Source organism: Hohaiivirga grylli (genome assembly GCF_039655745.1).
Classification (GTDB): domain Bacteria; phylum Pseudomonadota; class Alphaproteobacteria; order Rhizobiales; family Beijerinckiaceae; genus Hohaiivirga; species Hohaiivirga grylli.
The window spans coordinates 130,833-157,402 of the sequence record NZ_JBBYXI010000002.1 but is presented as its reverse complement, the minus strand read 5'-3'; the positions used below and the strand labels follow the sequence as shown (position 1 = coordinate 157,402).

25 protein-coding genes are annotated in these 26,570 nt (G+C 48.0%); 9 read left to right on the top strand and 16 right to left on the bottom strand.

Annotation, left to right across the window (positions count from 1 at the left end; all coding sequences use genetic code 11):
• Positions 1–4: 4 nt before the first annotated feature.
• From WJT86_RS05105 to WJT86_RS05055, 11 genes are all read right to left on the bottom strand, one after another.
• A complete protein-coding gene (locus WJT86_RS05105; protein WP_346336452.1) occupies positions 5–2,962 on the bottom strand; it encodes a bifunctional [glutamine synthetase] adenylyltransferase/[glutamine synthetase]-adenylyl-L-tyrosine phosphorylase in 2,958 nt (985 codons plus the stop codon).
• On the bottom strand, positions 2,952–4,367 hold the full coding sequence (locus WJT86_RS05100) for an ATP-binding protein (protein WP_346336451.1): 1,416 nt from the start codon (positions 4,365–4,367) through the stop codon (positions 2,952–2,954). Before WJT86_RS05100 ends, WJT86_RS05105 begins: the two co-directional genes overlap by 11 nt.
• A complete protein-coding gene (locus WJT86_RS05095) occupies positions 4,364–5,059 on the bottom strand; it encodes a response regulator transcription factor (protein ID WP_346336450.1) in 696 nt (231 codons plus the stop codon). Before WJT86_RS05095 ends, WJT86_RS05100 begins: the two co-directional genes overlap by 4 nt.
• A gap of 270 nt (positions 5,060–5,329) precedes the next feature.
• Positions 5,330–6,550: a S1C family serine protease gene (locus tag WJT86_RS05090; RefSeq protein ID WP_346336449.1), complete on the bottom strand. Its 1,221-nt coding sequence runs from the start codon at positions 6,548–6,550 to the stop codon at positions 5,330–5,332.
• Between the two features lie 126 nt (positions 6,551–6,676).
• Positions 6,677–7,141 carry a cytochrome c-type biogenesis protein gene (locus tag WJT86_RS05085; RefSeq protein ID WP_407066910.1) on the bottom strand — a complete coding sequence of 155 codons (465 nt, stop codon included), beginning with the start codon at positions 7,139–7,141 and terminating at the stop codon, positions 6,677–6,679.
• Positions 7,138–9,132: a heme lyase CcmF/NrfE family subunit gene (locus WJT86_RS05080; RefSeq protein ID WP_346336448.1), complete on the bottom strand. Its 1,995-nt coding sequence runs from the start codon at positions 9,130–9,132 to the stop codon at positions 7,138–7,140. Before WJT86_RS05080 ends, WJT86_RS05085 begins: the two co-directional genes overlap by 4 nt.
• 12 nt (positions 9,133–9,144) lie before the next feature.
• Entirely contained in the window at positions 9,145–9,600 is a 456-nt protein-coding gene (gene ccmE, locus WJT86_RS05075; RefSeq protein ID WP_346336447.1) for a cytochrome c maturation protein CcmE, read from the bottom strand.
• Positions 9,597–10,709, bottom strand: a complete 1,113-nt coding sequence (ccmI, locus tag WJT86_RS05070; RefSeq protein ID WP_346336446.1) for a c-type cytochrome biogenesis protein CcmI — start codon at positions 10,707–10,709, stop codon at positions 9,597–9,599. Before ccmI ends, ccmE begins: the two co-directional genes overlap by 4 nt.
• Positions 10,710–10,897: 188 nt before the next feature.
• Positions 10,898–12,286, bottom strand: coding sequence for an ATP-binding protein (locus WJT86_RS05065; protein ID WP_346336445.1), 1,389 nt, complete (start codon positions 12,284–12,286; stop codon positions 10,898–10,900).
• A 9-nt stretch (positions 12,287–12,295) separates the two neighbouring features.
• Positions 12,296–12,958: a response regulator transcription factor gene (locus tag WJT86_RS05060; RefSeq protein ID WP_346336444.1), complete on the bottom strand. Its 663-nt coding sequence runs from the start codon at positions 12,956–12,958 to the stop codon at positions 12,296–12,298.
• Positions 12,959–12,973: 15 nt separating this feature from the next.
• Positions 12,974–13,279, bottom strand: a complete 306-nt coding sequence (locus tag WJT86_RS05055) for a hypothetical protein (protein WP_346336443.1) — start codon at positions 13,277–13,279, stop codon at positions 12,974–12,976.
• A 96-nt stretch (positions 13,280–13,375) separates the two neighbouring features.
• On the opposite strand from WJT86_RS05055, the gene WJT86_RS05050 reads away from it, so the two are divergent.
• The 3 genes from WJT86_RS05050 to WJT86_RS05040 all read left to right on the top strand — a co-directional run bounded on the left by WJT86_RS05050 (position 13,376) and on the right by WJT86_RS05040 (position 16,287).
• Positions 13,376–14,155: a S1 family peptidase gene (locus WJT86_RS05050; protein ID WP_346336442.1), complete on the top strand. Its 780-nt coding sequence runs from the start codon at positions 13,376–13,378 to the stop codon at positions 14,153–14,155.
• Positions 14,156–14,185: 30 nt separating this feature from the next.
• Positions 14,186–14,956, top strand: coding sequence for a S1 family peptidase (locus WJT86_RS05045; protein ID WP_346336441.1), 771 nt, complete (start codon positions 14,186–14,188; stop codon positions 14,954–14,956).
• Between the two features lie 224 nt (positions 14,957–15,180).
• Positions 15,181–16,287, top strand: a complete 1,107-nt coding sequence (locus tag WJT86_RS05040) for a TRAP transporter substrate-binding protein (RefSeq protein ID WP_346336440.1) — start codon at positions 15,181–15,183, stop codon at positions 16,285–16,287.
• 316 nt (positions 16,288–16,603) lie between these two features.
• Here the strand turns inward: WJT86_RS05040 and WJT86_RS05035 are convergent, their stop codons facing one another.
• Positions 16,604–17,101, bottom strand: a complete 498-nt coding sequence (locus WJT86_RS05035) for a YcgN family cysteine cluster protein (RefSeq protein WP_346336439.1) — start codon at positions 17,099–17,101, stop codon at positions 16,604–16,606.
• 183 nt (positions 17,102–17,284) lie between these two features.
• Here WJT86_RS05035 and WJT86_RS05030 point away from each other — a divergent pair, with 183 nt between their 5' ends.
• Genes WJT86_RS05030 through WJT86_RS05020 form a run of 3 tightly spaced genes read left to right on the top strand, consistent with a single transcriptional unit; the run spans position 17,285 to position 20,754 of the window.
• Entirely contained in the window at positions 17,285–19,453 is a 2,169-nt protein-coding gene (locus WJT86_RS05030; protein ID WP_346336438.1) for a transglycosylase domain-containing protein, read from the top strand.
• Positions 19,454–20,107, top strand: a complete 654-nt coding sequence (locus WJT86_RS05025) for a DUF1214 domain-containing protein (protein ID WP_346336437.1) — start codon at positions 19,454–19,456, stop codon at positions 20,105–20,107.
• Entirely contained in the window at positions 20,104–20,754 is a 651-nt protein-coding gene (locus WJT86_RS05020; RefSeq protein ID WP_346336436.1) for a DUF1254 domain-containing protein, read from the top strand. Before WJT86_RS05025 ends, WJT86_RS05020 begins: the two co-directional genes overlap by 4 nt.
• On the opposite strand, the gene WJT86_RS05015 is transcribed toward WJT86_RS05020, so the two are convergent.
• From WJT86_RS05015 to WJT86_RS05005, 3 genes are all read right to left on the bottom strand, one after another.
• Positions 20,718–20,930, bottom strand: a complete 213-nt coding sequence (locus WJT86_RS05015; RefSeq protein ID WP_346336435.1) for a hypothetical protein — start codon at positions 20,928–20,930, stop codon at positions 20,718–20,720. The genes WJT86_RS05020 and WJT86_RS05015 overlap by 37 nt on opposite strands.
• Positions 20,931–21,265: 335 nt before the next feature.
• Positions 21,266–21,607: a DUF1491 family protein gene (locus WJT86_RS05010; protein WP_346336434.1), complete on the bottom strand. Its 342-nt coding sequence runs from the start codon at positions 21,605–21,607 to the stop codon at positions 21,266–21,268.
• Between the two features lie 9 nt (positions 21,608–21,616).
• Entirely contained in the window at positions 21,617–22,402 is a 786-nt protein-coding gene (locus WJT86_RS05005) for a peptidoglycan-binding protein (protein WP_346336433.1), read from the bottom strand.
• 355 nt (positions 22,403–22,757) lie between these two features.
• Between WJT86_RS05005 and WJT86_RS05000 the strand changes: the two genes are divergently transcribed.
• The gene (locus WJT86_RS05000) at positions 22,758–23,069 is read left to right on the top strand and encodes a hypothetical protein (protein ID WP_346336432.1); all 312 of its coding nucleotides are present in this window, start codon (positions 22,758–22,760) and stop codon (positions 23,067–23,069) included.
• Positions 23,070–23,143: 74 nt separating this feature from the next.
• The gene (locus WJT86_RS04995; RefSeq protein WP_346336431.1) at positions 23,144–23,566 is read left to right on the top strand and encodes a SufE family protein; all 423 of its coding nucleotides are present in this window, start codon (positions 23,144–23,146) and stop codon (positions 23,564–23,566) included.
• A gap of 70 nt (positions 23,567–23,636) precedes the next feature.
• Here WJT86_RS04995 and WJT86_RS04990 read toward each other — a convergent pair whose 3' ends face one another.
• Positions 23,637–24,059 carry a MucR family transcriptional regulator gene (locus tag WJT86_RS04990; RefSeq protein WP_346336430.1) on the bottom strand — a complete coding sequence of 141 codons (423 nt, stop codon included), beginning with the start codon at positions 24,057–24,059 and terminating at the stop codon, positions 23,637–23,639.
• 369 nt (positions 24,060–24,428) lie between these two features.
• On the opposite strand from WJT86_RS04990, the gene WJT86_RS04985 reads away from it, so the two are divergent.
• The gene (locus tag WJT86_RS04985; protein ID WP_346336429.1) at positions 24,429–26,546 is read left to right on the top strand and encodes a S9 family peptidase; all 2,118 of its coding nucleotides are present in this window, start codon (positions 24,429–24,431) and stop codon (positions 26,544–26,546) included.
• Positions 26,547–26,570: the final 24 nt, after the last annotated feature.

Sequence of the window (26,570 nt, the reverse complement as noted above, 5' to 3'; positions counted from 1 at the left end):
AATATCACGCTAACAACCGATCATAAATCTCCCGAACCTTCTTCCTCATATCATTAAGATGAGCGAGCAGAACCTTCTCGTTGGGCAAACCTGCCACAGCCGCCAGTCGGCGAAAGATGGCCTGCGGAACAGTCTTTGTACTGAAGTGGCTTTCAATGGTCAGACGCTGCCACTGGAGAATATCGCCGAACAGGCGATGGGCCTCCACCAGATAATGGGCTTCTGCATCTTCCATCAGCCCCTCACCTGCTGCAATTTCATAGACCTTGTCTGCACGCTGCCCAATGACAGACGGGTAGTCAGCAGCATATGTGAGAATGTAGGCCTGCGCGATAAAATCAAGATCAGTCAGGCCACCGGCTGCAAGCTTCAGATCCCACGGATCAGCATCGCCTTTTTCCTTGGCAATGAGATTACGCATCGTGCGCACTTCATGAAAGACTGATTTCTTGTCTCTTGGGGCAGATAATATCTGTCTTAAGGTGTCGGAAACTTCTTCGACAAAACCTTCATCACCTGCAATAACACGCGCCCGGCTTAAGGCCATATGTTCCCAAAGCTCGGCTTCTGTTCTCTGGTAATCAAGGAACCCCTTGAACTGAACAGCAACCGGCCCCTTACCACCATGCGGGCGTAAACGCAGATCAACATCATAGAGTTTGCCACGACGTGTCGGTACAGTCAGTGCCCCAACCAGACGCTGGGTCAGGCGGGCATGATATGGAATAGCATCCAGTGAACGGGCGCCATCACTCTCACGGTTCTCTTCATCAAAATCATAGATAACAATAAGATCAAGATCAGAGCTTGCCGTCAGTTCATATGTACCAAGCCGCCCAAGCCCGAGGATGGCGATACGTCCTCCGGAAATTTTACCGTATTCTTCCTCAAACTCACGGCGCGTATATTCAAAGCAGCAACGCACAGCGGCCTGTGCAATAGCCGAATAGACCCGGCCTGTCTGGTCAGGAGACAGAACTCCCGACAGCATCCGGGCACCATCGACAAACTTCATCTGCCGTGCAGCATCCCTGATCCGGTCGAGGAAATCCTCGTAGTTTTCAGGCTTGCCAAGCAGCTGTCGCATCTGCTTCTCAATGGAGGCTTCGTCATTCTTCGGTACAGCAAAAGCCGGATCAATGATGGCGTCAAGCACATGCGGAGATTGTGCAACCGTATCAGCTAGACGTGGTGCCGTGCCCAGCAGGTCTGCAAACAAAAACCGTAGACGATCATGAGATTGGAGTATCGTCAGAAGCTCAGCAGAAGCCCGCATCGTTCCAAAGGCACGATCAAGCTTATCAAGGGCAGCATCGGGATCTGCCGTGCCACCAAGCGCCTCCAGCAGTGCTGGTGTAATCTCCGTCAGCACTTCGCGAGCGCGTTTCGTAGTGATGGCAGAGCGCCGACCAAAATGCCAGCCACGCACTGTCTCGGCAACTGCTTCCGGATTCTTGAAACCCATCTTCTTCAGCGAAGCGAGTGTCTCCGGGTCATCAGTGGAGCCCGTAAAAACAAGACTGCCAACATCTGTTGCAAGCTCCGGCCCATCCTCAAACAGAAGCGCATAATGCTTCTGCACCTGATGGGCATAGCCAGTCAAAGCTTTGGAGAATGCCTTTAAGTTTGAATAACCGCAGAACTTGGCAAACTTCGTCAGTGTCTTCTCATCATCAGGCAGTCGCTGTGTCTGCTCATCAGCGACCATCTGCAGGCGATGCTCAACCGTTCTCAAAAATTTATAGGCTTCAGATAATTCGCCACAAGCCTCAGGCGAAATCCAGTTTTCATCCCGAAGGGCAACCAGCATATCGAGTGTTTTTTTACCTCTGAGAACCGGGCGCCGACCACCGAAAACCAGCTGCTGTGTCTGGACGAAAAACTCAATCTCGCGAATGCCGCCACGGCCAAGTTTAATGTCATGCCCGGCAACGGCAATTTCCTCATGTCCCCGCACAGCGTGAATCTGGCGTTTCATTGCATGGACATCAGCAATAGAGGCAAAGTCAAAATACTTGCGCCAGACAAATGGCGTCAGTTCTTTCAGGAAATTCTCACCGAGAGCTATTTCACCAGCAGCCGGGCGTGCCTTGATCATGGCAGCACGTTCCCAGTTTTGCCCAACAGACTCGTAATAGGCATAGGCTGACGGCAGAGCCATTGCTGTAGGCGTCGAACCCGGGTCTGGCCGCAAGCGGTAATCAACCCGGTGGACATAGCCAAAGGGTGTTCTCTCCTGCAACAGACGTGCCAGTTGCAGTGCGATACGGCTATAGATCGTTGCAGGCTCTCCCTCTTCGGGAATAGCCGGGCTTTTCGGGTCGAAGAAAAGAACGAGATCAATATCTGATGAATAATTCAGTTCATTCGAACCGTGCTTGCCGAACGCCAGCACAACAACACCACAACCCGTACTGGGTTTTTCAGGGTCAGGCAGATTAAGCCGTCCAAGGGAAGCGGCTTCATGCAACACGACATCGAGCGCTCCACCAACCGAAGCATCTGCGAAACGGCTTAGTGTATCTGTTACGGTCTCAACATCCCAGACACCGACAATATCAGCCAGAGCCACTAACAGAGCCATCTCACCGCGTGACTTGCGCAGACTAGCCGCAATATCATCACGTGTAACCGCACCTTTAAGAAATGGCTTATAGCAATTGCGCTGTGCGCTTATAACCTGTTTTGCAGCCTCCTCAGGGGCCGTTGTCACAAGCCGCTGCAAGCGTTCCGGATCTGAATAGGCCAGCTGCCACAGAAAGTTTGAATGATCGGCAATAGCAAGAACAAGCTTCTGTAATGCCTCTCCCCGCAGGAGCTCTGCCAGAGTGGAAAGTTCCGTTTTATTTGCAATGCGCTGTTGCAAATCATCCAAACGGGACTGAGCCTTTTTCTCGTCACTGATAAACGGAGTTGAAACAATGCGTTCAACCAAGGCTCCACGACTGGCATCAGACTTCACGATGTTCTGCCTCCTCTACCCGTTTGCGTAATGGTAGACGTAACACAGCTTTCAGACCGGGGTTATTATCCCCTAGAACAAGAGCACCCTCATGCAACTGGGCAACAGCTGAAACCAGACTGAGACCAAGCCCAAAACCGGGTTGTGTCCGCGAACCTTCCAGACGAACGAAGCGTTCAGATACGCGCTCACGATCTTCTTCCGGAATACCCTGCCCCTTATCGCTAACAATAAGCTCTATAAACTCACCATCCTGCATGGCAGTAATTGCAAGCGCCCCCATGACACCATTTTCATCGACGCCATATTTAAGCGCGTTGTCCATAAGGTTTGAGACTGCCTGGCCAAGCAGCTCCCGGTTACCATGAATCCATAAATTATCAGCAACATTGATTTCCAGTGAAGCACCGGCATCCTCAACCAGCGGCTCATAAAGCTCAGCAACATCCCGGGCAATCTCAGATGCGTCAAAGTCCGTCATATCGGCCTGTGCATTACCCGCTTCCAGACGAGCAATCATCAGGAGCGCATTGAACACGCGTATGAGGTTATCACTCTCATTGATATTGGCCTCCAGTGCCTCACGAAGCTCATCCTCGCTTGTTGCAGTGCGAAGTGCTTCATCGGCCCGGTTGCGCAATCTGGTCAAAGGTGTTTTCAGGTCATGTGCAATATTATCGGATACTTCCTTGAGGCCGGACATCAGCTCGCTAATCCGGTCAAGCATATCATTCAGATTAACAGCCAGACGATCAAGCTCATCGCCCGAGCCCGTCACCTTAAGCCGACCATCAAGATTGTCTGAAACAAGCGTCTTCGTCGTCTCCGTCATTTCACTGACGCGCTTGAGAACACGGCGCATCACGAACCATCCACCTGCGACACTAAACAGACAGATAACAAGAAAAGCCAATTGCGACGCACGCTTTACAGCTGCATCAAGACGTGCCCGCTCCTCAACGTCGCGGCCAACCAGCAACCGGAAACCACTATCAAAAACCAGAACACGAATAATCGCCTGATGCTCAACAGCATCCGTATCTTCAACCCGTTTATAGCTTTCCTCTGAAACACCTGATTTCTCAAGAAGTCTGGGTTCAATCTCTTCAATATTCCCGGCCATCTTGCGGCCGAACGGATCAACCATAAGATACAGGAAACTGCCCGGCTGCTGCTTTCTGCGTTCGATAGCTTTTGCCACCCCAACCGGGCCAAAACGCTCAAATCCCCGTGTCAGCATCTGCACTTCATTATCGATGGCTGAATAAATCTGCTCATCGAGAATACGGCGGGCATTGAAGAAAACATAACTAATCGCAGCAGAAGCGACGAAGGCAAAAATGATGAGATAGAGGAGGGAGAGCTTGAACCCCGTAGAGCGGGCAATTTTGCCAAGAGCAATCATCTCTCAGCCTCGCCACCAACCTTAATCATATAACCAGCACCACGGATTGTGTGCAGCAATGGCGGCTCAAAGCCTTTATCAATTTTTGATCTCAGACGGGAGACATGTACGTCAATCACGTTGGTCTGAGGGTCAAAGTGATAATCCCAGACATTTTCAAGCAGCATCGTGCGCGTCACAACCTGCCCGGCATTTTTCATTAAATACTCAAGCAGGCGAAACTCACGCGGTTGCAACATAATTTCTTCTTCATCACGGGATACGCGATGGGATAAGCGGTCAAGCACCAGATTTGCGACCTGATAACTCGTCTGTTCAGAACTGACAGGAGCTGAGCGGCGACGTGCGAGCACCTCAACGCGGGCAAGAAGCTCTGAAAACGCATAAGGCTTTGGCAGATAATCATCACCACCTGCACGCAACCCTTTCACGCGATCATCAACTTGCCCCAATGCAGACAGGATCAAAACCGGTGTTGTAATTTCCTGCTCACGCAAGGAGCGGATCAGTGACAGACCATCAAGCTTTGGCAACATCCGATCAACGATCAGCACATCATAGTCACCACTTTCGGCCATGGCATAGCCATCCAGACCATCAGCGGCATAATCCACGACATGGCCCTGTTCCTTGAAAGCCTTCTGCAGGTACTGCCCCGCTTCGGTATCGTCTTCGATAATCAGTATTCGCATAAGGGTCATCTTACTGCATCTCGTAAAAGAATCCATGAATGGCGAGAAGAATTTGGCTTCAACCAACAGGTTAAACGATGATCTAATTCTCTTTGCCTTTACAGCAGCACCTGCCGTTCTCTGGAGGGCAATGAGAACGGCAGGTTTGCTGTTAATGGAACAGATTGAGCCTGTTCCATTCTTAATCCCGGAGTATCGTGTGGAGTCTCGACCGGGATGCTCAGGAAATGCAGGGCGACGGGAGTGAGAACGCTCTGCATTCCAATTTCATCATGCGCCTTTTGGCTGACTCTCAACTGTGAGCTTTACTTCACGCTCCTGCCCCGCCCGGAAGACCTTTACAGTCACCGATTGCCCGGGAGAAACAGAAGCAATTTTCCGCGAGAGATCTTTTGGCTCATTAATCGCCTCGCCATTCACGGCAATGATCGTGTCGCCTGTCTTAATGCCTGCTTTCGCTGCCGGGCCATTGAGAACAGAACGGGCAACGAGCGCACCCTTCCCGTCTTTCAAACCAATGGCCTCAGCAATTTCAGGAGAGACCGGTTGGATTGCGATACCGATATAACCGCGGGATACGGTACCCTTATCTTTCAGGTCATTGGTAATTTTCTCTACCGTACTGGCCGGGATAGCGAAGGCGATACCGACACTGCCGCCTGATGGTGAATAGATTGCCGTATTTACGCCAACAACTTCGCCGGACAGATTAAAGGTCGGGCCACCTGAGTTACCCCGGTTCACGGACGCATCAATCTGCAGGAAGTCATCATAAGGACCTTCGCCAATATCACGATGTTCTGCTGAAACAATACCGGATGTGACCGTACCACCAAGGCCAAACGGATTGCCGACAGCCAAAACCCATTCACCAACACGTGGTTTTGTTTTGGCAAGGCGGACATATGGCAGATCACTCTGACCATCGACCTTCAGCAAAGCCAGATCGCTCTTCGGATCAGTTCCAACAACCTTAGCCTCAAGGGTTTTGCCATCGTCCATCAATACCTGAACATCGACCGCATTATCGACCACATGGTTATTTGTAACCAGATAGCCGTCAGCAGAGATGAAAAATCCGGAACCCTGAGCCTGTGAGACAGGCGCACTGCGACGTCCTGAAAACTGGTTCTGATCGCTAAACTGCTGGAAAAAGCGGCGCATTTCAGGAGGCATCTGTGATAAATCACTATTATCACCAGACCCAGAGAACGAAGCATTCTGAACTTTAACACGTACGGAAACCACAGCTGGCTTTACGCGTTCAATCACATCAGCAAATGAGGGGGCAGCCTGAATAGGCTGATCAGATGAGCGTAGCTCGGCATGGGCAGGTTCTGACGCCACAAAAGCCAGACTGCTCAAGGCACCACCTGTCATGAGAACCGCAGCCAATGCTGCACAAACCAGTTTCTTTGATTTCACCGGACGACTGCGAACTGAGTTTGCAATCGGCAGGTTACCTTTTTCAATTTTATTCTGGTTCAACATATTCATCTCCACGCGTCAGCCTACATAGGGGCTTTTGGTATTCAACGATGGAGACTATGCATCCACCAGCCTTACGGGATTTTGGCTGGTGAATGAAAAATTTGTAATATTTAAAACTCTACAAAATTACTTCTTCAAGAGCGCATCAAGCGCTGCCTGCTCTTCTTTTGAGAGTGGCTGAACTGTTTGCTGTTTCCGGCGTTTGGCCATACGGTAAAGACCGAAAGCTCCAAGTAGCAGCACAACCAGCGGTGTCAGCCAGAGGGCCAGAGTATGCAGCTTGAAGACCGGCTTGAGCAGGACGAACTCGCCATAGCGGCTGACGACATAATCCATAACCTGCTCGTTGCTATCACCTTCCTGCAAACGCTCACGCACCAGAATACGCAGATCACGGGCAAGCGTTGCGTCTGAATCATCAATTGACTGGTTCTGACAGACGAGACACCTGAGCTCAGCGGATATCTCACGGGCACGATGTTCCAGCTTTTCATCTTTAAGCAGCTCGTCAGGCCCAATAGCGTGAGCAGCCAACGACATGGAAGCCAGAATGCCAATAACTGCAAAAGCAGAGAACAGCTTGCGTATCATGTCTGTGCTCCTGCTGTTGCACCTATCTCCAGAGCGTTGCGAGAACGCTTTGGCGCACCAACCCGATATCTACGATCAGCCAGTGAGAAGAAGCCGCCCAGAGCCATAATAAGTGAACCAATCCAGATAAGCGTGACAAGTGGTTTATAATAGACACGAATACCTATGCTGCCATTTTCCTGTAACTCACCAAGGCTAACATAAATCTGGCTTAAGCCCTTTGTCAGGATACCGGCTTCAGTTGTTGGCATGCTTTGACGAGACACAAAGATACGCTTCATCGTTTCTGTTGTACCAACCACTTTATCTCCATCCATAATAGTGAAGATCGCAGCCATTTCATTGTAATCGGGGCCTTTACGCGGCACAACACGTTCAAGCTTTGCCTGATACGGACCAGCATTGACCATCTCCCCTTCACGGACAGAGGCAATGGTTTCAGTACCCCAGATTGTCGCGGCAACCCCCATAACACTTAAGCCAACACCAGCATGGGCAAGTACAGTTCCCCATGTTGAAAGGGGTAAACCAAGCGCTTTGCTAAAGAATACTTTGATGTTCTGGCCTGATTTCCAGCAGCGGGTGAATATCTCATTGATGGAACCCAAAACCAGATAAAGGCCAAAACCAACACCAATCGGTGCCATGACAGGCCCGCCACTCGTAAGAGACAGCATGATAACGGTCACAACAATCGCAATGGCGTAAACGAACATCAGACGCTTAGCCGCCGCTGCAATATCACCACGCTTCCATGCCAGAGTCTGTCCCATCGGCAGAAAAGCCAGAAGCGGAATAATAATTGGCAGAAAGGTCATATTGAAGAATGGCGCTCCAACCGAAATTTTGTCACCAGTCAAAGCTTCCAAAGCAAGCGGGTATAATGTGCCGATAAAAACGGTTGCACAGGCTGCGGCCAGAAACAGGTTATTGATAACCAAGCCACCTTCACGTGAGATTGGCGCGAATATGCCACCCTTCTTCAACATCGGTGCTCGCCATGCAAACAATGCCAAAGAGCCACCAATGAAGAGGATAAGAATACCAAGAATGAAGACACCCCGTTTCGGATCAACCGCGAACGAATGAACTGATGTCAGAATGCCGGAGCGGACGATAAAGGTCCCAAGCAGAGACAGTGAGAATGTCAGGATTGCCAGCAGGATTGTCCAGACCTTCAAAGAGTCCCGACGCTCCATCACAACAGTTGAGTGGATCAGCGCGGTTCCAGAGAGCCATGGCATTAGAGAAGCATTTTCAACCGGATCCCAGAACCACCAGCCACCCCAGCCTAATTCGTAATAGGCCCAGTATGAGCCCATCGCGATACCAAGAGTCAGGAATATCCATGCGGATAATGTCCAGGGGCGCACAATACGGGCCCATGCGGCATCAATCTTGCCATCAATCAAAGCAGCAATAGCAAAGGCAAAGGAAATCGAGAAGCCAACATAGCCGAGATATAAAAGCGGCGGATGAATTGCGAGGCCGGGGTCTTGCAAAATTGGGTTCAGCCCCTGACCTTCAGCAACGGGAGGCATAACCCGGATAAAAGGATTTGAAACCGTCAGAATAAAGATGAGGAATGCAAAGGTTACCGCCCCTTGTACGGCCAGCGTATTGGCACGCAGACGCTCTGGTACAGATTTTCGGGCCACCGCAACCATCGCCCCAAAAAGTGCGAGGATCAGCACCCATAACAGCATTGAGCCCTCATGGTTGGCCCAGACACCTGACATCTTATAGACCAGTGGTTTCAGAGAATGGGAATTCTCAATAACGTTCAATACTGAAAAGTCAGATGCAACATAGGCATAGGTCAGTGCAAGATAAGCGAAGCCGATACAGAGGAATGTCACAATTGCAGCAGGCACAGCCACTGCCATTAAATCATGATCGCTCGTACGCGTTCCCCAGATCGGGACAATCGTCTGAATGACTGATACGCCCAAAGCAAGGGCCAGTGCATAATGTCCTGCTTCAACAAACACTGACAGCTCCTGTTACTTGGTCTGGTCGTTTCCGTATTGATCCTGCCAATGGCCCTGCTTTTTCAGGCTATCAGCAACTTCTCGCGGCATATAGTTTTCGTCGTGCTTTGCAAGAATACTGTCGGCCTTGAAAGCACCGCCCATATCCAGTGCGCCTTCAGCAATCACTCCCTGCCCTTCACGGAACAGATCAGGCAAAATACCCGTATAATCGACCCTGATCTCTTCATTGGCATCCATGATCACAAAACTGACCTTGCCACCATCTTCACGCAGAATACTTCCATCTTTTACAAGGCCGCCCAAACGAAAGCGTGTCCCCGGCTTAACACCCTCAGCCACCGCCTCGGATGGACTGAAGAAGAAGGTGATCGTTCCACTCATGGCGTAGAGAACCAGCCCAAGAGCCAAAGCAATAACACAACCTGCAGCCCCGATAAGCGTTAAGCGGCGTTGTTTCCTTGTCATTGTGCACCATTATCCAGCTTGAGAGGTTTCACGGCAGTCTCAAATTCTGCCAATTTAGCTTTATCAAAGCCTAAAGCCTTACGCGCTTTAGCTAAGGCTTCAATAGCCTTATCTTTTTGCCCGAGAACAGTATAGGAGCGCACAAGACGTGACCACTCCTCAGGTGTACCATTCTCTTCTTCAAGACGGGCTTCCAATCCACCAACCATTCCCCTGATTGCTTCCGGGCCAACTGCTGGAACAGCCTGCTGTTTTGCCGCTTCCAGATTAGCAAGCCTTTTTTCTGATTCAGCTTTAATCTGCGGGTTACCGACTTTCGCAGCTGCCGTATAATATTCAGCGGCCTTATCAAAGTCAGAATCCTGCTCAGCAGCAAGGCCGAGATAGAAGCGAGCCTTGTCCGCTTTGGGGTCAAGACTGACTGCCTTTTCCAAGGCAGTTTTAGCCTTATCAAAAATCATACCACGCCCGGCATAGATCAGTGCTTCAGCATATGCTGTCAGGCGTGCCGGTGTTTCACCCAGAATATTATTGGCTTTTTCAAAAGCATTAGCAGCTTCATCAAAACGGCGCTGCCCCATATAGACAGGCGCGATCAGCTCCCAAGCGCGGCCATCATCCGGCTTGGTTTTAAGGTAGGTTTGCATCTTTTCGACGGCATCCTGTACCTCACGCTGGCGGGAAGCCTCTTTCTGCGCCTCTTCCTGCTTGAGCTTCTGGAGCGTTGCGAACTGCTCATTGTAGTCAGGAGCACCGTGGACCTGATAAAGTACGAGACCGCTCAGCGGAACAATCAGCAACACCAGAATGGCAACCCAACGGCGGCGCAGCAGGGCAGCTTTGCCTGTTGTTTCATCCGTTAAGGTTTGAGAGTTGCTTTGGCTGGAGCGTAACAGTCGTCTGGCAGCTTCTGCTTTAGCCGCCTCGGCCTCCTCACTTGAGAGAAGCCCGCGTGACAAATCCCGGCTGATTTCAGCGGCCTGCTGTCTATAGAACAGCACATCATCCTCATCCGGGGCTTGTGCCACTGTCTGTGGACGTGACAAAGGCCACAGAAGAACAATCGCAACCGCGACTGTCATCAGACTGAAAATAACCCAAATGCCCATCAGTGAACTTTTCCCACTTCCCGGTGATGTCAGTTATAACAGTTATGCCGACGCCATCAGCCGTCTGCTTTCATTCAGCATTGCTTTAAAGGCTTTTTATGCTTCTGGGAATCAAAATGGACAAAGAAAACTTCACAATTCGGCTACCTATGTAACTGAAATGATAATTATCCATGATTATCAATTGATTAGCCCTGCACATCACCTGGCAGAATTATCTCTGCACGAAGCCCTCCCTGGGGAGAGGTCCCCAGTTGGAAGTCTCCCCGGTAGAGGGATGCTAACTCCGCCACGATTGAGAGACCAAGTCCGGAGCCTGGTTTGCTTTCATCAAGACGTCGACCACGCTTGATCATTTCCTGACGCTTTCCTTCCGGTACACCCGGGCCATCATCATCTATCGTCAGGTGAAGGCGAAGGCGTTCTTCGTCTTCAGAAATACGGGCCGCAATAGTCACCTCGCTTTTTGCCCATTTACAGGCATTATCAACAAGGTTGCCAACCATCTCCTCAAAATCCTGCTTCTCACCGCGAAAGCGGATTTCTGCCGGAACATTGACCTTAATCTGAAGGTTTTTATCGCGATAGATTTTATTAAAGGTCCGCTCAAAAGCTGCAACAATCGGCTCTATCTCAGTAAGAGACCCGAGGGTGCCAACCAGAGCAGCTGCCCGTGCGCGATCAAGATAATGGCGCACCTGATCATGCATAATCTCAGCCTGCTCACGTATCTTGACAGAAACATCTTTTGGCGCGGTCTCTGCTTCATTCACAATCACGCTTAGGGGTGTTTTGAGTGCATGCGCGAGATTGCCAACCTGTGTACGTGCCCGCTCAAGAATCTCCTGATTGGTATCAAGAAGAAGGTTAATCTCACCTGCCAGAGGAGCGATGTCTTTGGGATAAAACCCGCGAATACGTTCAGCCTCACCTTTCCGGATATTGCTGAGAGCTGCACGCAGTTTTGTCAAAGGCTGCAATCCGAACCGGACCTGTAACAATGCGGAGACTCCAAGAGCAAGGCCAAGCATGATAAAGGTAACGGTGAGCATAAAACGAAATTGACTGACAGAATTATCAATCTCATCAGCCGGCCCTGCAACACGCAGGATAAACCGGCCATCTTTTCCAAGATCAATATCACGTTCAAGAATACGTAATGGCCGTTCATCGGGTGCCGCACCATAGCCTTTACGGATTGTACCGAAGCGTGCCTCTTCATTTGGCTTAAGAAGGCTTGGTAACGAACCGCCAAACAATGACTTGGATGAGCGAATTTCCTGCACAGCCCCATTCGGGCGACCAACCTGCCAGTACCAACCGGAAAGAGGCAGCTCAAACCGCGGATCACCAACTGATGGCAAATCCTTATCAGGGTTAGCCAAAGCAACCAGATCAGATGTCAGATTATTGGTATAGACGATTAAGCGCTGGTCAAAGCTCTGCTCGGTATTTCCCCTGTAAAGGGTTGTCAGAATACCGCCTGCAACCAGCAGGATCAGTATGCTCCAGAATACAGCCGAGAACACAAGTCTGGCTGCAATAGAGCGGCGGCCAAGCAGAGCTTTTATGGACACGTTCTACCTTTATGTATTCGCGTCAATCAAATATCCCAGCCCACGAATGGTCTGGATAATATCAACACCAAGCTTCTTGCGAAGGCGGCCAACGAAAACTTCAATTGTATTCGAGTCGCGGTCAAAATCCTGATCATACAGATGTTCTGTCAGCTCACCACGAGAGACAATACGGCCGGTATGATGCATCAGATAAGAGAGCAGACGATATTCATGTGATGTCAGCTTAATCGGCATTCCATCAACAATAACACGCCCTGATCTCGTATCCAGACGAACGGTTCCGCAAACGATTTCACTGGATGCATGACCTGCGGCCCGGCGCAGCAGAGCGCGAACACGGGCCAGAAGCTCTTCTGTATGAAATGGCTTCGTCACATAATCATCAGCACCGGCATCAAAGCCCTGAACCTTATCGCTCCAGCGATCACGGGCTGTCAGGATAATGACAGGTGTCTTGATATCCTGCTTACGCCAGGCATTCAGAACCGAGACACCATCAACAATCGGCAAACCAAGGTCTAGAATAATGGCATCATAGGGCTCGGTTTCTCCAAGAAACTGGCCTTCTTCACCATCAAAAGCCTTGTCTACAACGTAACCGGCCTGTTCAAGCGAACTGGTGATCTGCTTATTCAGATCTTTATCATCCTCAACGACAAGTAGGCGCAATGTCTAAATCCCTGATTATTTTGTTGCCGTCACCTTACCGGATTCGGGGCTTACAAGCACATGCATAGCACGGCCTTCCTTGTTGAGAGCAACAATGACATAGATAAAACTGTTTTCCTGCTTACATAAATCAGCACGTACAACATCCGCATTCGGAACCTTTTTACGAGCCGTAATAACAGCAGTCGTTGGTGCAACAAACTTATTGGCAGCAACGATCTCTCCCATTTCTTTGGGGGACACACAATTCGCAAACGTCCCTTGCGCAAAGCTGGGAGAGGCTGAAAATATAGCAATGAGGAATATGATCAATTTACGCATGGGCGCACTCTGTACTACCGCCCGTGAATAATTGCTGAACAATATATATTTTGTTGTAATCAATTCCTTCTAAAGGAATATTAGTTCATAAGGTGAATGACAAAGATACAATACAGGCTGCAGGGAATGCTGAGAATATTTAAAAATACGACTTTTATTCTTCTGGCATGGAGCTCCCTGTCCATCGCACCGGCAAGCACCCTTACTGGCGGAAGCCCCGCGCCCCACCTTCAACGCAATACGGTCATGATTTTGAAATCAAATGGTGGTGTATGCTCTGGACTGGTTGTCGCTCATGATGTCGTTTTATCAGCAGCACATTGTGCCAGTGGCGCAGATCAGTTTCGTATTCACTACCGCGACAGAAACAGCCAGCCGGTTATGCTTGAACCATCGGAAAAACGTGTCCATCCGCGATATATCCCGGGTGCTGTCAAGGCACGCAAGGCATCAGTTGATCTTGCCCTTTTCAGATTATCCAACCCTCTTCCCTCAGATTTCTCTTCTGCACGTCTCTCAAGCAGACACCCGACAGAAGGAGAACGTATTACCATCGCAGGGTTTGGTGTCTCCCAAAACGGCAACCCGCGCTCTATGGGCACATTGAATACACTTACACTGACTGTTCGGGAACCTTATGGGCCGGGTCGCCTCCTGATATGGGAGCAGGCACCTCAAGGAACAGGCATCTGTAGCGGCGACTCCGGTGGCCCACAGTTGGTAGACGATAAAGTTTTTGCCATTACAGCATGGGCAGAAATTTCCAAGACATCACTATGCGGGTCTCAGGCTCAGGGTATTTTACTTGGCCCACAAAGAGTATGGATTGAACAGACAATGGCACGCTGGGGCAGAACCGCTCAGTGGGCAGACTAATATCATTCATATTTCAACGATTGATGAGCAATGAAAAAACTTCTCGCAGCAACACTTGCAATACTTCTTATTCCCGGTCTCGCAAATGCCATCACACAAGGGAAAGCAGCGCGTGATAAAGACGGATTGAGAAGTTCTGTTGTTCGGATTGAGAACTCTGCCGGAGAATTATGCAGCGGCGTTCTTGTCTCTTCAAATGCTGTGTTAACTGCTGCTCATTGCGTGACGGTTAAAAGTTCTTACTGGGTCACAGTAATGGATAGAAAATTCCAATCCAAAAAGCTCACAATTGCGCAGATCGTTCGTTCACCCAGCTTTGATGTGCGGCTGGCACCAACAGAACAGACAGGTGTTGATCTTGCACTCATCAGGTTATCCGAACCAGCTCCCGATGATATGGAACCTCTGACCATTCATGCCAATATTCCGGTTCGCATGGGTGATGAAATCTATGTTGCTGGTTTTGGCAGCACCTCTTATGCCAATATAAAGTCTGCCAGAACATTACGCGTTGTTTCCTTAAGCATCATCAAAACCAAACAGCCACCCAATGATCTGGTCATTGCGGCAGACCCCAAGTCTTATGCAATGAAAACGGGTGCTGGTGCCTGTCGTGGAGATTCAGGCGGCCCGGCATTTGTCTTCGGGCCAGAAGGTTACGGGCTGGGAGGCATATTGAGCTGGTCCTCAAGTGCACTGGGAGAAAAAAACTCATCTCCATGCGGAGGTATTACCGCCATTACACCACTCGCGCCCAACATTCTCTGGATAATGCGCAACATTAATGCGTGGAAACAATAAAAATTATTCTTTTACATCAATGCAATTGACGATACGAGAAACTAAAGTGCTCATTAAACCAAGGTTGAGCTTTCTAAAGTGAGCTTTTCCAAGGAGAGTAGCATTTTGAGTAGAGTTTCTTAATTAACTCATTCTATGCTATCTTACTGATTATTCAGGCTATTGTGACTAAACAAGACCCTGTTATCTGTTGCTGTACTCATTAAAAGTCGGGAGACTAATATATGAAACGTCGTCAGTTCCTTTCTGCTGCAACCGCTGGTGCCGCTGCTGCGGCTGCTACAAGTGTCATTGCAAAACCAGCCATTGCACAGAACGCCCCTACGATTAAATGGCGCCTGAGCTCTGCTTTCCAGCCATCTCTCGATATTCTCTGGAGCGCATCAGAACTATTTGCCAAAGTCGTTTCTGACCTGACAGATGGCAAATTCCAGATTCAGACATTCCCGGCTGGTGAGATTGTAGGTACAGCACAGGCTCTTGATGCTGCCATCAACGGCACTGTCGAAATCATTCACACCGCGTCATACTACTACGTTGGTAAAGACCCAACATTTTCTCTGTTTACAGCTCAGCCTTTTGGTCTGAACACCCGCCAGCTGAATGCCTGGATTCTCGCCGGTGGCGGGCAGGAACTCGCAGACAACTTCTTCAAGAAGTTTGGTCTTGTTGCATTCCCGGGTGGCAACACAGGCACCCAGATGGGTGGATGGTTCCGCAAGGAAATTAAAACCGTTGAAGACCTTAAAGGTCTTAAGATGCGTATTCCGGGTCTTGGTGGTGAAATTCTCAGCAAGCTTGGTGTTCTGCCTCAGCAAATTCCACCTGCAGATATTTATCCATCTCTGGAACGTGGCACGATTGATGCCGTGGAATTTGTTGGCCCATATGACGACGAAAAGCTTGGCTTCGTTAAGGTCGCTCCATTCTACTACTACCCAGGTTGGTGGGAAGGTAGCGCCGGTCTGCACTTCATGATTAATGACAAGAAGTTTGCTGAACTGCCGAAAACCTATCAGGATGCTGTCAAGGCAGCTGCTGCGGTTGTCAATCAGGACATGATTGCCAAGTACGATGCCCGTAACCCAGGTGCATTGCGCCGCCTGCTCGGTTCAGGTGCAACACTTCGTGCTTTCAGTCAGGAAATTATGGAAGCCTCATATAAAGCTTCTCAGGAAGTCTTCGCTGAAATCTCAGCTAAGAATGAAGACTTCAAGAAGGTAATTGAATCAACAACAGCCTTCAGAAATGAAGAATATCTGTGGTTCCAAGTTGCCGAATACTCCTATGACAACTTTATGATCCGTCAGCGCCGCACAAAGAGCGACTAACACAATAACAAGATAAGCCGGAGTTTTCTCCGGCTTATTTTTTATATTCATAAAATAAAACAGGCCCTCGATCATGTGATACGAAGGCCCGCATTGGTAAAAACCAAATTTAGCGATACGCTATATCATTTCCGAAATATTCGGACAGATATTTAAATTGTCATTTAATGGGATCGAAAGAAATTGACTTAAGATCAACTTAACTTACGACCTTTCACAACATGCTGGCGGCGTCATTTTTCTAACCTCCGGCTTTAAATATACTATTATCTGACCTCAATTTTCATTTTATGTCAAGATTTTTATTTAGGATAAATTACTCAGATGGCCACTCAACAATGCGGTCCAAAAGTTCCTCTGTTGTGTAGTCATCCTCAATGCCTGCGACTTTGCCATGAACAGAAGCCCCAGCCATAGTTGCGCCATTGCGATTGCCACTTACGAGTGGGTGCCATGATGGAAGATCCTTACCATCGGCAACAAGGCGATAAGCACAGCTTGGTGGCAACCATGAAATCGTTTTAACGGCTTTTGGAGTGAGCTTCACGCAATCCGCGACCTTCTTCTGCCTATTGGTATAATCACGGCAGGTGCAGGTTTCCGGATTAAATAACGTGCAGGCTACATCCGTGTAATAGATTTCGTCCGTATCTTCATCCTCAAGCTTCACAAGGCAGCATTTTCCGCAGCCATCACAAAGACTTTCCCATTCCTGCGTATTCAGCTCTTCAAGGCTTTTTCGCTGCCAAAACGGCACAGCATTATGATTGGGGGCTTTGTCCAATGAAACTCTCCGGAGTGAAACAACCTGCATATCTCATCTGCTCTCGGCAGGTATGCAAGATTCATAACATCATACCCTATTTATGAAATTTTTCCGACATATATTCTTTTCAGGAAGACTATGTGCATACGAGCAGGACCTGCCCAGAACGCATCGTGTTTCTCTGAAATGTCAGACTATCCACCTATACAAGCAGGGATGAGGCCTAAGCGTATGCCGCCTTTTCGAAAAGGAATTAACGGCTTTAGGCGCATTGCGCTGGCAATAGACGCATGGATAGATGCATCCCTTTTCTCGCTCTGGAGCATCTGTAGCAGAAACTGGAAACGGTATGCTGATTTTATCAACCATCTTAAAGTCCGTCATCCATGGCGCTGGTTCGTTGATATTGCTGATGAAGCATTGACTATAGGGTTGGTCGGCCTGTGCTTTTTATCAATCCTTGCCATTCCAACATTTCAGGATGTCACCAATAAATGGGCTAACAGTCCTGTTGTTACAGCAACCTATCTTGATCGGTATGGAAATGAAATTGGTCACAGAGGCATCCGCTTTGATGATTCAATCAAGTTTGAGGATTTCCCCCAGCTCCTGATCCATGCAGTTCTCGCAACCGAAGACCGGCGCTTCTATCACCATTGGGGCGTTGATCCGATCGGGACTTTCCGTGCCTTGACCGTCAACATGACGGGTGGTGGCGTTGTTCAGGGCGGTTCAACGATCACCCAACAGCTTGCAAAGAACCTCTTTCTCTCCAATGAACGCTCTGTTGAACGGAAAATCCGGGAAGCATTTCTGGCTCTATGGCTGGAAACGCATTACTCAAAGAATGAAATACTGAAGCAATATCTCGATCTCGCCTATATGGGTGGCGGCTCTCACGGTATTGTTGCGGCAGCTAATTACTATTTTGGTAAAAAGCTACCAGAACTGTCTCTTGCCGAAGCAGCAATGCTTGCAGGACTGTTTAAGGCCCCAACAAAATACTCTCCTCTCGTCAATCTGCCTGCTGCACGCGGACGGGCAAACGATGTTCTGCGTAATATGGTGGATGCCGGTTACCTGACTGAAGGACAGATACAGACGGCGCTTCGCAACCCTGCAACTCCAATTGACAGAAAACTTGAGAATGCACCTGAGTATTATCTTGACTGGGCCTATGACCAGACAAGAAAGCTCGTTGCAACAGGCATTCTGGGACACGAGCATGTTCTCATAATTAAAACTCCATTTGACCGAACCATACAGACAGCAGCTGAGCAAGCGTTAGAGAACACTCTAAAACAGTACGGCAAACAATATCGTGTTTCTCAGGGTGCCGTTGTTGTCATGGATGTTGACGGTCAGGTGCGTGCGATCGTAGGCGGTCGGGATTATGGACAAAGCCAGTTCAACAGGGCCACTGATGCGCTGCGCCAGCCCGGTTCATCCTTCAAACCCTTTGTGTATGCCTCTGCACTTCTGGCTAATCCGAAACTCTCTCCTACGTCCCGTGTCGTCGATGCTCCCATATGTGTTGGCAACTGGTGCCCTTCCAACTATGGCAAATCTTATGCCGGAGCCATGCCAATGGTGAGCGCATTGGCCCGTTCGATCAACACTGTTGCAGTACGCCTCTCTATTGAAGCCGGACAGGGTAATCCAAAACTTGGCCGCAAACGCATTGTTGATTTGGCCCATAATATGGGGATCACGTCTGAACTGAAAGATTCTGCTTCACTCCCTATCGGTTCGGGAGAAGTCTATGTAATTGACATGGCAGCTGCTTATTCAGCCTTTGGCAACGGCGGCACTAAAACAACACCTCTGTTTGCACTCAATATCTACACCCCTGATGGCAAATCAGTTTTTCAGCATGATTTTGCGGAAAAGGGGGCGCAGGTTCTGCCCCAGCATGTAGTCACAGACATGAACTTCATGCTCAACAAGGTGGTGGAAGCAGGTACCGCACGACGCGCCATGATTGAGGGCATCCCAACCGGAGGTAAAACAGGCACAACCAATGAATATAGGGATGCATGGTTCATTGGCTTCACAGGGATGATGACGGCCGCCGTTTGGCTTGGGAATGATGATCATTCCTCAATGAACAATCTGACAGGCGGCATACTCCCGGCAATGATCTGGCACGATACAATGGAGGTTGCCCTTCAAAATACTGATGTGAAGCCATTGCCCGGCGTGATACCTGAAAAACCTCTGGCGAAACTCGCCCCTTCTAAAAATCCGGTTAGTAATACGATAGCCTCAGGCGATTTATCGCAAAAATCCGTTGAGGCCCTGTCAGCCATCAAATCTCTCGGAAAAAACGTATCCTCCTCAGACTTTGCCCCTGACAAATCAGCCTCTGTTGCAGAATCTGCAAAGATGGGAGGCATTTGAATGCTCATCCGGCAGGAAGTTTTTCAAAGCAGTATCCCCAAGCGTCCATTCTGGCTTCCGGCATGGCCGCCATCTATTGAGTGGCTGGTTTTATATGCCTTGCTCCTTGCCCTCATTATTGGGTTTGGTTCCGCCCTCTGGATGCTACGTACGCCTTACCCATTTGGGAAAGAACACAATGGACCTTGGGTCTATTGGCCAGAAATCGGCTCCTCTGACATTGACCCCTATGCAATGGCAATTGTTACCCAGAAAGCCAGGCTCCCTCTTGGCGTCAATGAAGGGCTGGAGCTTCTGGCAACAACTGATAGTACAGGCAGAGCTCTCTACGCATCCTGCCATTACACATTAGGCAACAGCATTTCTCAGGCCCGTTATTGGACGATAACTGTTTACGGAACTGGCACTCCTGCCTTTCACAATGTCAACGCTGCACGAGCCAACTTTACATCAAGCGAGATTGTTCGAAATGAACAGGGTGCTTTCACGATCAATCTCTCAAGGGATGCCGCTTCAGGTAACTGGATTAAACTCCCCAAAAGTGGAAAGTTTTTCATTGTTCTACGCTTGTACGATCTTCCAACAACTGAAGACCGTGTTGGCCTTGGCCAGTATCGATTACCTGAGATTACCCTACAGGGATGCAGCTCATGAGAGCACGCTATCGCTTCCTGCTGGCAACTCTTGCCGGGCTGATACTTGGAGCCATCATCCATATTGTCATCATTCTGACTATTCCTGCCTTTACCGACAGAGATGTTTATGGCTTACTGGAACATACATCCCATGATGATGCACCAGACTTTATATCCATGCCGGAAAGCGGGAGTGGCTTGCCCTGGATGGCCCATGCAGACCCGGCTGTTAATCTGGCTGTATGTGTATATGACTTAAGAAAAGGCCCCTACTTATTATCCGTATCAGGAGAGACTGCTTTTCAGTCTGTCTCATTTCACGCGCAAAAGGGGAATGTTTATTTTGCCGTTACTGACCAGGCACAGGTTCACGGGAGAAATGAATTTATAATTGCAACGGATAATCAGATGGCTCAGCTGGTACAAAGCGGCGATTATGACAGTTATTACTCACATACCATCAAAGTTTTTTCACCAACAACAAAAGGTGTCATCGTCCTTCGATCTTTCACGCCTTACCCGAGCGCTAAACAGCTATCAGAAAACTCTGCCGCCTTAGCTGAATGCCATCGCTTAACGGCACAAGACCAGCTACGTAGTCAAAGTCCGGAGCTGGAAGAGACGATACCTCAGGATCTGCTGCCTCCACGACGTGGTGGCATATGATCATCATCCTGATGGTCATAATAGCTTTCATCCCAGCGCTCATAGCGTACACCGGTAAAAAACAGTATCTGCCCCAGCTTATCGGCTTTGCTCAGCTCAGCCTTCTTTTCTTTCGCCCGGTCAACGGGGAACGGTATGATTGTCGCTTCTACTTTATGCGTCCTGTTCCAGGTCATCATGTCCTCCTCTGATTTTTATTTTTCAATATCAGAGCGACTTCCAAAAACCGCATTATGGTTAACGAACCGTTACCAAATCATTTAAAATGAACCGCGTTCCACACTTTCAGCATAGCAGTCTTTCAATGATCATCTATAGGGCAAACATAATAAATAAAGCCCGAGCTATGCGTTTTCACTATATAAAATAGAATATATTTCCGTATCAGGGAGCGTTTTTACCCCTACCCCCTGAAAATATTAGTTTTTTTGAATTTCCGGAATTTTCGTAATATCAGGCTGTATTTTTGCGTAAAATTGACGCACTCGCCATAAATAAGTGAAATAATGACTTATGTGACTACTGTGAGAAAATGTTCATCACGGGCAGTCTCTATTTCCACCCACCATAAATCTTCATCAAATCTTATTTCGCGCTGCATTTTCTCTTCAATGTCTAAAGATGCAGCTGCTTCCAGAATAAGACTAAACTGCCGATCATCGGTTGCTTCTGTATCAAAACCAGACTGTGGAACTGGTCCGAATAGATCACCAGTACCGTCAAGCTTATCAATTTTTATAAATATAGCACCCGCTTCACTCGCGCCGCGCCGACGTAAGACAGCAGGGATGCCTTCAAGATTACATCTTCTGATGTAGGCAGAAACCCAGAACTCTGACGTCAAGCGAGGCATGGGTATAAATTACCTGATTGGCAACTTGGACAAAGATGCGAGTTCAGATACCGTTTGCGAGTTCAGCGTACCTGTGACAGGCAAGCGCTTATCGAATTCAAACCGCTCGATAGCTTTCTTGGTACCACTTCCCATAACACCATCGGTTGTCAGCGGACCATATCCCAATTTATTCAGGGCCTGTTGTCCTGCCATAACCTTACGTTTCTGCGCATCCATTTCGCCCGGACTAGCTGCTGCTGAAGCATTCCCATTACTGCGGATTAAGTCAGCAATTGCATCACGGCGTGCAGGTGGCTGGGGAGCAACGGCAGCACGTGGTGCTGGCGCAGGTACTGAAGCTGCAGGTTGAGGTGCTGTGCTACCAGTACGGATAATATCACCGATCTCGTCCCTGGATTGCGTTTCAGTTCTCGCAACCGGGACAGGAACCGATACAGGGCTGACATTTGCAGTCTGGTTATTATTTCCCTCGACTGTTGAGGCAACTGATGCTTCCTGTGCTGGTACTGCCTGAGCGACAGGCCGCGGTGTCGGAACAGGAGCCGCAACTGGAATGGGTGAGAACATTGGAGCAGGATGCCGGGATGTTTGCATAACCAAAGCGTTTACCGAAACAACCGCTGTAATTCCCAGAAAGAGAGCACCTGTAAAAACCTTCTGAGGATTCTTGGCCAGCATACCCAATAGTCGTTTACCTGCAGCAGCTTTACGCCGAGGTGTCGGATTACGTTTAGGCGGAGCATACATGTCATCATACTCGGGTTGATAATAGGCGTTACGCACTGATCTCATCCTGTTTCTCTAGCAACTTCCAATGCGGCCTCATCGCATCAGAATCATTCCTTATAATGACCTGCTACAATCTGTTCTTTGAAATAAAGAGCACGCATACAGGTTTAAATTTCTCATGGCCTATCGTGCCAGAAAGCATCTAAACGAAACTTAAACATTTCATCTTTTTAAACATCACAGAAAAATAAAAATAATATTTTATTACAAAGAGATAACATGTTTTTCCATATTTTATGAAAGTTAAAAAATCGCTTTATAGTTAACTACTCATAAATACTTTCCCACCCTGCTTCAGGATGGAATTTTCGGTAAACGGGTTAAGTATTTTTCTATAATTTCAGAATAAAGTAACGGGATGGGTATTCTTGTTCGAAGTGCAATTGTTATTGGCGCGCTCGTATATCTGGCCCCTCTCAGATATGATCAGCCAACAACAGACCAACCTTTACACCAGCCTGATAATTTATCAGTTTCAGGAGCGGCGGATGCTGTCTGGAAAAGCTTACCTGACAATGCAAAGAAAACGGTCAGTGATGAAGTTCAGAAGCAGTTAATAGAAGCAGCAAAGAAGGAAGCACTTTCACGAATACCCTTTGCGAACAATACTGAACGGGCATCACAGTCCCCAAAAAACTTCCCGATTTCGGGTAATCCTGAAAAAAATTGACAGGCTTCTTTCGTAAGGCTCGCCATCACAGCTCTATTTTCATATATAGAGGTGCAAATAATATGTGAGGCGACATGTCACTCAAGATTGAAGAGATCATCGAGAACTTTCAACTCATCGATGATTGGGAAGAAAGATATCGTTATCTAATCGAGCTTGGGCAAGCTTTACCTGAATTACCTGAGAGTGACAGAACCTCTGAGAATAAGGTTTTAGGCTGTGCAAGTCAGGTATGGCTTCTCCATCACTGGCAACAGGATGGAGATAAAAAAACACTAAAACTGCAAGGTGATAGTGATGCCCATATTGTTCGAGGGCTGGTGGCTGTCATGATTGCTTTGTATTCAAACAAAACGCCTGCCGAAGTACTTGAAATAGATCCAATACAGATACTGTCAGAAATTGGTCTTGAGCAGCACCTCACCCCCCAGCGCTCCAATGGTTTAAGATCTATGGTTGAGCGTATTCAGAATAATGCACGTGCAGCTATAGAGTAAAAAACAGTCTTTGCTGCAATAAAAAAAGGCCCGAATAATCGGGCCTTTCAAAAACTATTTAAAGTTTGTCTTAGCGAGCGCGACGCTTACGGCGCTGCTGACCCAGACCCATTTCCTTAGCCAGGTCAGAACGAGCCTTGGCATAGTTTGGAGCAACCATTGGGTAATCAACTGGCAGACCCCACTTTTCGCGGTACTGCTCAGGAGACATATTGTACTGCGTACGCAGGTGACGCTTCAGAGACTTGAACTTCTTACCGTCTTCGAGGCAAACAATATAATCTGGGGTGATGGACTTCTTGACAGAAACAGCTGGCTTTGGAGCTTCGGTCTGAGGCTCAACAGCACCAGTTGTTACGCGCAGAAGAGCTGAGTGAACATCATTAATAAGATTTGGCAAGTCTCCGGATGGGACCGAATTGTTGCTAACATAAGCAGACACAATATCTGCGGCCAATTCAATATAGCTCGCTGCTGCAAGATTATCGCTCATTTGAACGCTGTCCTTTATTTACTGTTCCATTTACTGTGACTACCCGTTGCGGCAATCCCTGATAAAATAAGGATTGGCACAGGAATTATATTTTTTGCCACTTAAATCGAAAATGACTTTCGATTAACTGTCCTAAGCCTAAATATAGCAATTTACTCTTACCGACAAGTTAACTATTGAAAATAATAGTGCGTTATTGAAATTTTATTAAATTTGTTCATGTAAGTTAGACGCCTTAATTAGCCTTATCAGTTATTTTAAGCGTATAATTCATTGCCTCTCGCATATTTATACGCTTTAAAACATAGAATACATATTAAAATTGGTTTGACAAAAACCACAGCCATCCAGCATCTGAGAACAAGTTAAATGGTAAAAGAAAATCCCCAATTAGAAATATTAAGCTTTCCAGAGCCAATAACGGAGAAAAAACCATTTAATTTTTCTGTTTTCGGTACGAAAATAAGTGATAACTATGCTTGGCTAAAAGCCAAGAACTGGCAGGAAGTTTTAGAAGATCCAAAGCTTCTTCCTGAAAATATTAAAGAACACCTTCTTGATGAAAACAAATTTACGGAAAAATCTTTTTCAAGAATAAAGCCTTTTGCCTCATTACTTCAAAGCGAGATGCGAGCAAGAATAAAGGAAGACGATACTTCCGTTCCGGAGAATGACGGACCTTACGCCTATCTTACACGCTTTACTGAAGGTGCACAGCATGGGCAGTTCTGTCGTCAGAACAGACAAACCGGACAGGAACAGGTTCTCATTGATGCAGATATTGAGGCAAAAGACCTTTCTTACTTTGATTTAGGCGATACCGAGGTGTCACCAGACCATAGTTTACTGGCATGGAGTGCGGATACGAATGGCTCTGAATTCTATACCATTGCCATTCGCGATATACCCACGAGCCAAGATCAAGAGGAAAGAATTGAGAAAACATCTGGCGACATTGTCTGGATTAATAACAGTAAAGGTTTCTACTATATTGAACTAGACAGCAAACACAGGCCAGTACGTGTTAAACGTCATATTCTTGGCACACCCATTACCAGCGACCCGGTCATCTATGAAGAAAAGGATTCAGGTTTCTTTATTAGTATTGAAAAGACGCAATCTGGAAGATTCATTATTATTGGTTCGCATGATCACGAAACTTCAGAAGCGTGGTTACTAGATGCAGATGATGCCAATTCAGCACCAGTGATTGTTACGAAAAGAAATCGGGGAGTACAGTATGAAGTAGAGCACTGGGGAAATGATCTTATTATTCTGACCAATGCAGATGGGGCTGAAGATTTCAAGATTATCAGCACCCCTGTTACATCCCCGGATAAATCAAACTGGCAGGATCTGGTACCGCACCGTCCCGGAGTAATGCTGCTCTCAGTTTTGCCTCTGGCTCAATATCTCATAAGGGCTGAACGCGAGAATGCCAATACACAGATCATCATTCGCGATATGCAAACCTCACAAGAGCAGCAGATTGTCTTTGAAGATGAAGCCTATGCCCTTTCCATTGAGGCAGGTCGCGAATTTGATACAAGCATAATTCGCTTTGTTTACTCTTCAATGCGCGTTCCAAGCGAAGTTTATGATTATAACATTGATACTCAAGAACGGATTTTACGTAAAAGACAGGAAGTTCCAAGCGGCCATAACCCTGAGGATTACATTGTCGCGAGAATAATGGCAGTGGCCTCTGATGGCGCAGAAATGCCGGTTTCCCTGATTCATCATAAAGATACTCCAATTGATGGTTCAGCTCCCTGCCTGCTCTATGGCTACGGCTCTTATGGTCATTCAATTTCTGCCGGTTTTCGTACCAACCTGTTCTCTCTGGTTGACCGTGGCTTTATTTATGCGATTGCACATATTCGCGGCGGAACCGAGAAAGGCTGGCACTGGTATCAAAACGGCAAGCGCGACAAGAAAATGAACACCTTTACTGATTTCATTACTTGCGCAGAACAACTCATCCGTTCTGGTTACACTTCTAAAGGCGCTATTCTTGCCCAGGGTGGCAGTGCGGGCGGTATGCTCATGGGGGCGGTTGCCAATCTTGCCCCGGAGCTCTTCGCAGGGATTATCGCCGAAGTCCCCTTCGTTGATGTTCTCAATACCATGCTTGATACAGAGCTTCCCCTCACCCCTCCAGAGTGGCCAGAGTGGGGAAATCCTGCGGCAAGTAAGGAAGAGTTCGAGACAATCCTCGCCTATTCACCATATGATAATATTAAAGCTCAGAATTACCCAGCTATTCTTGCGCTCGGTGGTCTTACGGATCCACGCGTCACTTACTGGGAACCAGCCAAGTGGGTTGCCAAATTACGAGCAACCATGACTGGTGGCGGTCCGATCTTTTTACAAACGAACATGGATGCAGGACATGGCGGCGCATCAGGACGGTTTGACCGTTTGGAAGAAGTCGCCTTAGTATATTCATTTGCAATAGCTGTTGCTCAAAAAGCAAAGCATCCCTGAGCAGGGCCATCAATCAAGGATATC

Bases quoted from the DNA above. Each gene is read 5' to 3' on its own strand.
- WJT86_RS05100 (WP_346336451.1), bottom strand. From the start codon at position 4,367: ATGATTGCTCTTGGCAAAATTGCCCGCTCTACGGGGTTCAAGCTCTCC.
- WJT86_RS05095 (WP_346336450.1), bottom strand. From the start codon at position 5,059: ATGCGAATACTGATTATCGAAGACGATACCGAAGCGGGGCAGTACCTG.
- WJT86_RS05090 (WP_346336449.1), bottom strand. From the start codon at position 6,550: ATGTTGAACCAGAATAAAATTGAAAAAGGTAACCTGCCGATTGCAAAC.
- WJT86_RS05085 (WP_407066910.1), bottom strand. From the start codon at position 7,141: ATGATACGCAAGCTGTTCTCTGCTTTTGCAGTTATTGGCATTCTGGCT.
- ccmE (WP_346336447.1), bottom strand. From the start codon at position 9,600: ATGACAAGGAAACAACGCCGCTTAACGCTTATCGGGGCTGCAGGTTGT.
- ccmI (WP_346336446.1), bottom strand. From the start codon at position 10,709: ATGGGCATTTGGGTTATTTTCAGTCTGATGACAGTCGCGGTTGCGATT.
- WJT86_RS05055 (WP_346336443.1), bottom strand. From the start codon at position 13,279: ATGCGTAAATTGATCATATTCCTCATTGCTATATTTTCAGCCTCTCCC.
- WJT86_RS05050 (WP_346336442.1), top strand. From the start codon at position 13,376: ATGACAAAGATACAATACAGGCTGCAGGGAATGCTGAGAATATTTAAA.
- WJT86_RS05045 (WP_346336441.1), top strand. From the start codon at position 14,186: ATGAAAAAACTTCTCGCAGCAACACTTGCAATACTTCTTATTCCCGGT.
- WJT86_RS05040 (WP_346336440.1), top strand. From the start codon at position 15,181: ATGAAACGTCGTCAGTTCCTTTCTGCTGCAACCGCTGGTGCCGCTGCT.
- WJT86_RS05035 (WP_346336439.1), bottom strand. From the start codon at position 17,101: ATGCAGGTTGTTTCACTCCGGAGAGTTTCATTGGACAAAGCCCCCAAT.
- WJT86_RS05030 (WP_346336438.1), top strand. From the start codon at position 17,285: ATGCCGCCTTTTCGAAAAGGAATTAACGGCTTTAGGCGCATTGCGCTG.
- WJT86_RS05025 (WP_346336437.1), top strand. From the start codon at position 19,454: ATGCTCATCCGGCAGGAAGTTTTTCAAAGCAGTATCCCCAAGCGTCCA.
- WJT86_RS05020 (WP_346336436.1), top strand. From the start codon at position 20,104: ATGAGAGCACGCTATCGCTTCCTGCTGGCAACTCTTGCCGGGCTGATA.
- WJT86_RS05015 (WP_346336435.1), bottom strand. From the start codon at position 20,930: ATGACCTGGAACAGGACGCATAAAGTAGAAGCGACAATCATACCGTTC.
- WJT86_RS05010 (WP_346336434.1), bottom strand. From the start codon at position 21,607: ATGCCTCGCTTGACGTCAGAGTTCTGGGTTTCTGCCTACATCAGAAGA.
- WJT86_RS05005 (WP_346336433.1), bottom strand. From the start codon at position 22,402: ATGAGATCAGTGCGTAACGCCTATTATCAACCCGAGTATGATGACATG.
- WJT86_RS05000 (WP_346336432.1), top strand. From the start codon at position 22,758: ATGGGTATTCTTGTTCGAAGTGCAATTGTTATTGGCGCGCTCGTATAT.
- WJT86_RS04995 (WP_346336431.1), top strand. From the start codon at position 23,144: ATGTCACTCAAGATTGAAGAGATCATCGAGAACTTTCAACTCATCGAT.
- WJT86_RS04990 (WP_346336430.1), bottom strand. From the start codon at position 24,059: ATGAGCGATAATCTTGCAGCAGCGAGCTATATTGAATTGGCCGCAGAT.
- WJT86_RS04985 (WP_346336429.1), top strand. From the start codon at position 24,429: ATGGTAAAAGAAAATCCCCAATTAGAAATATTAAGCTTTCCAGAGCCA.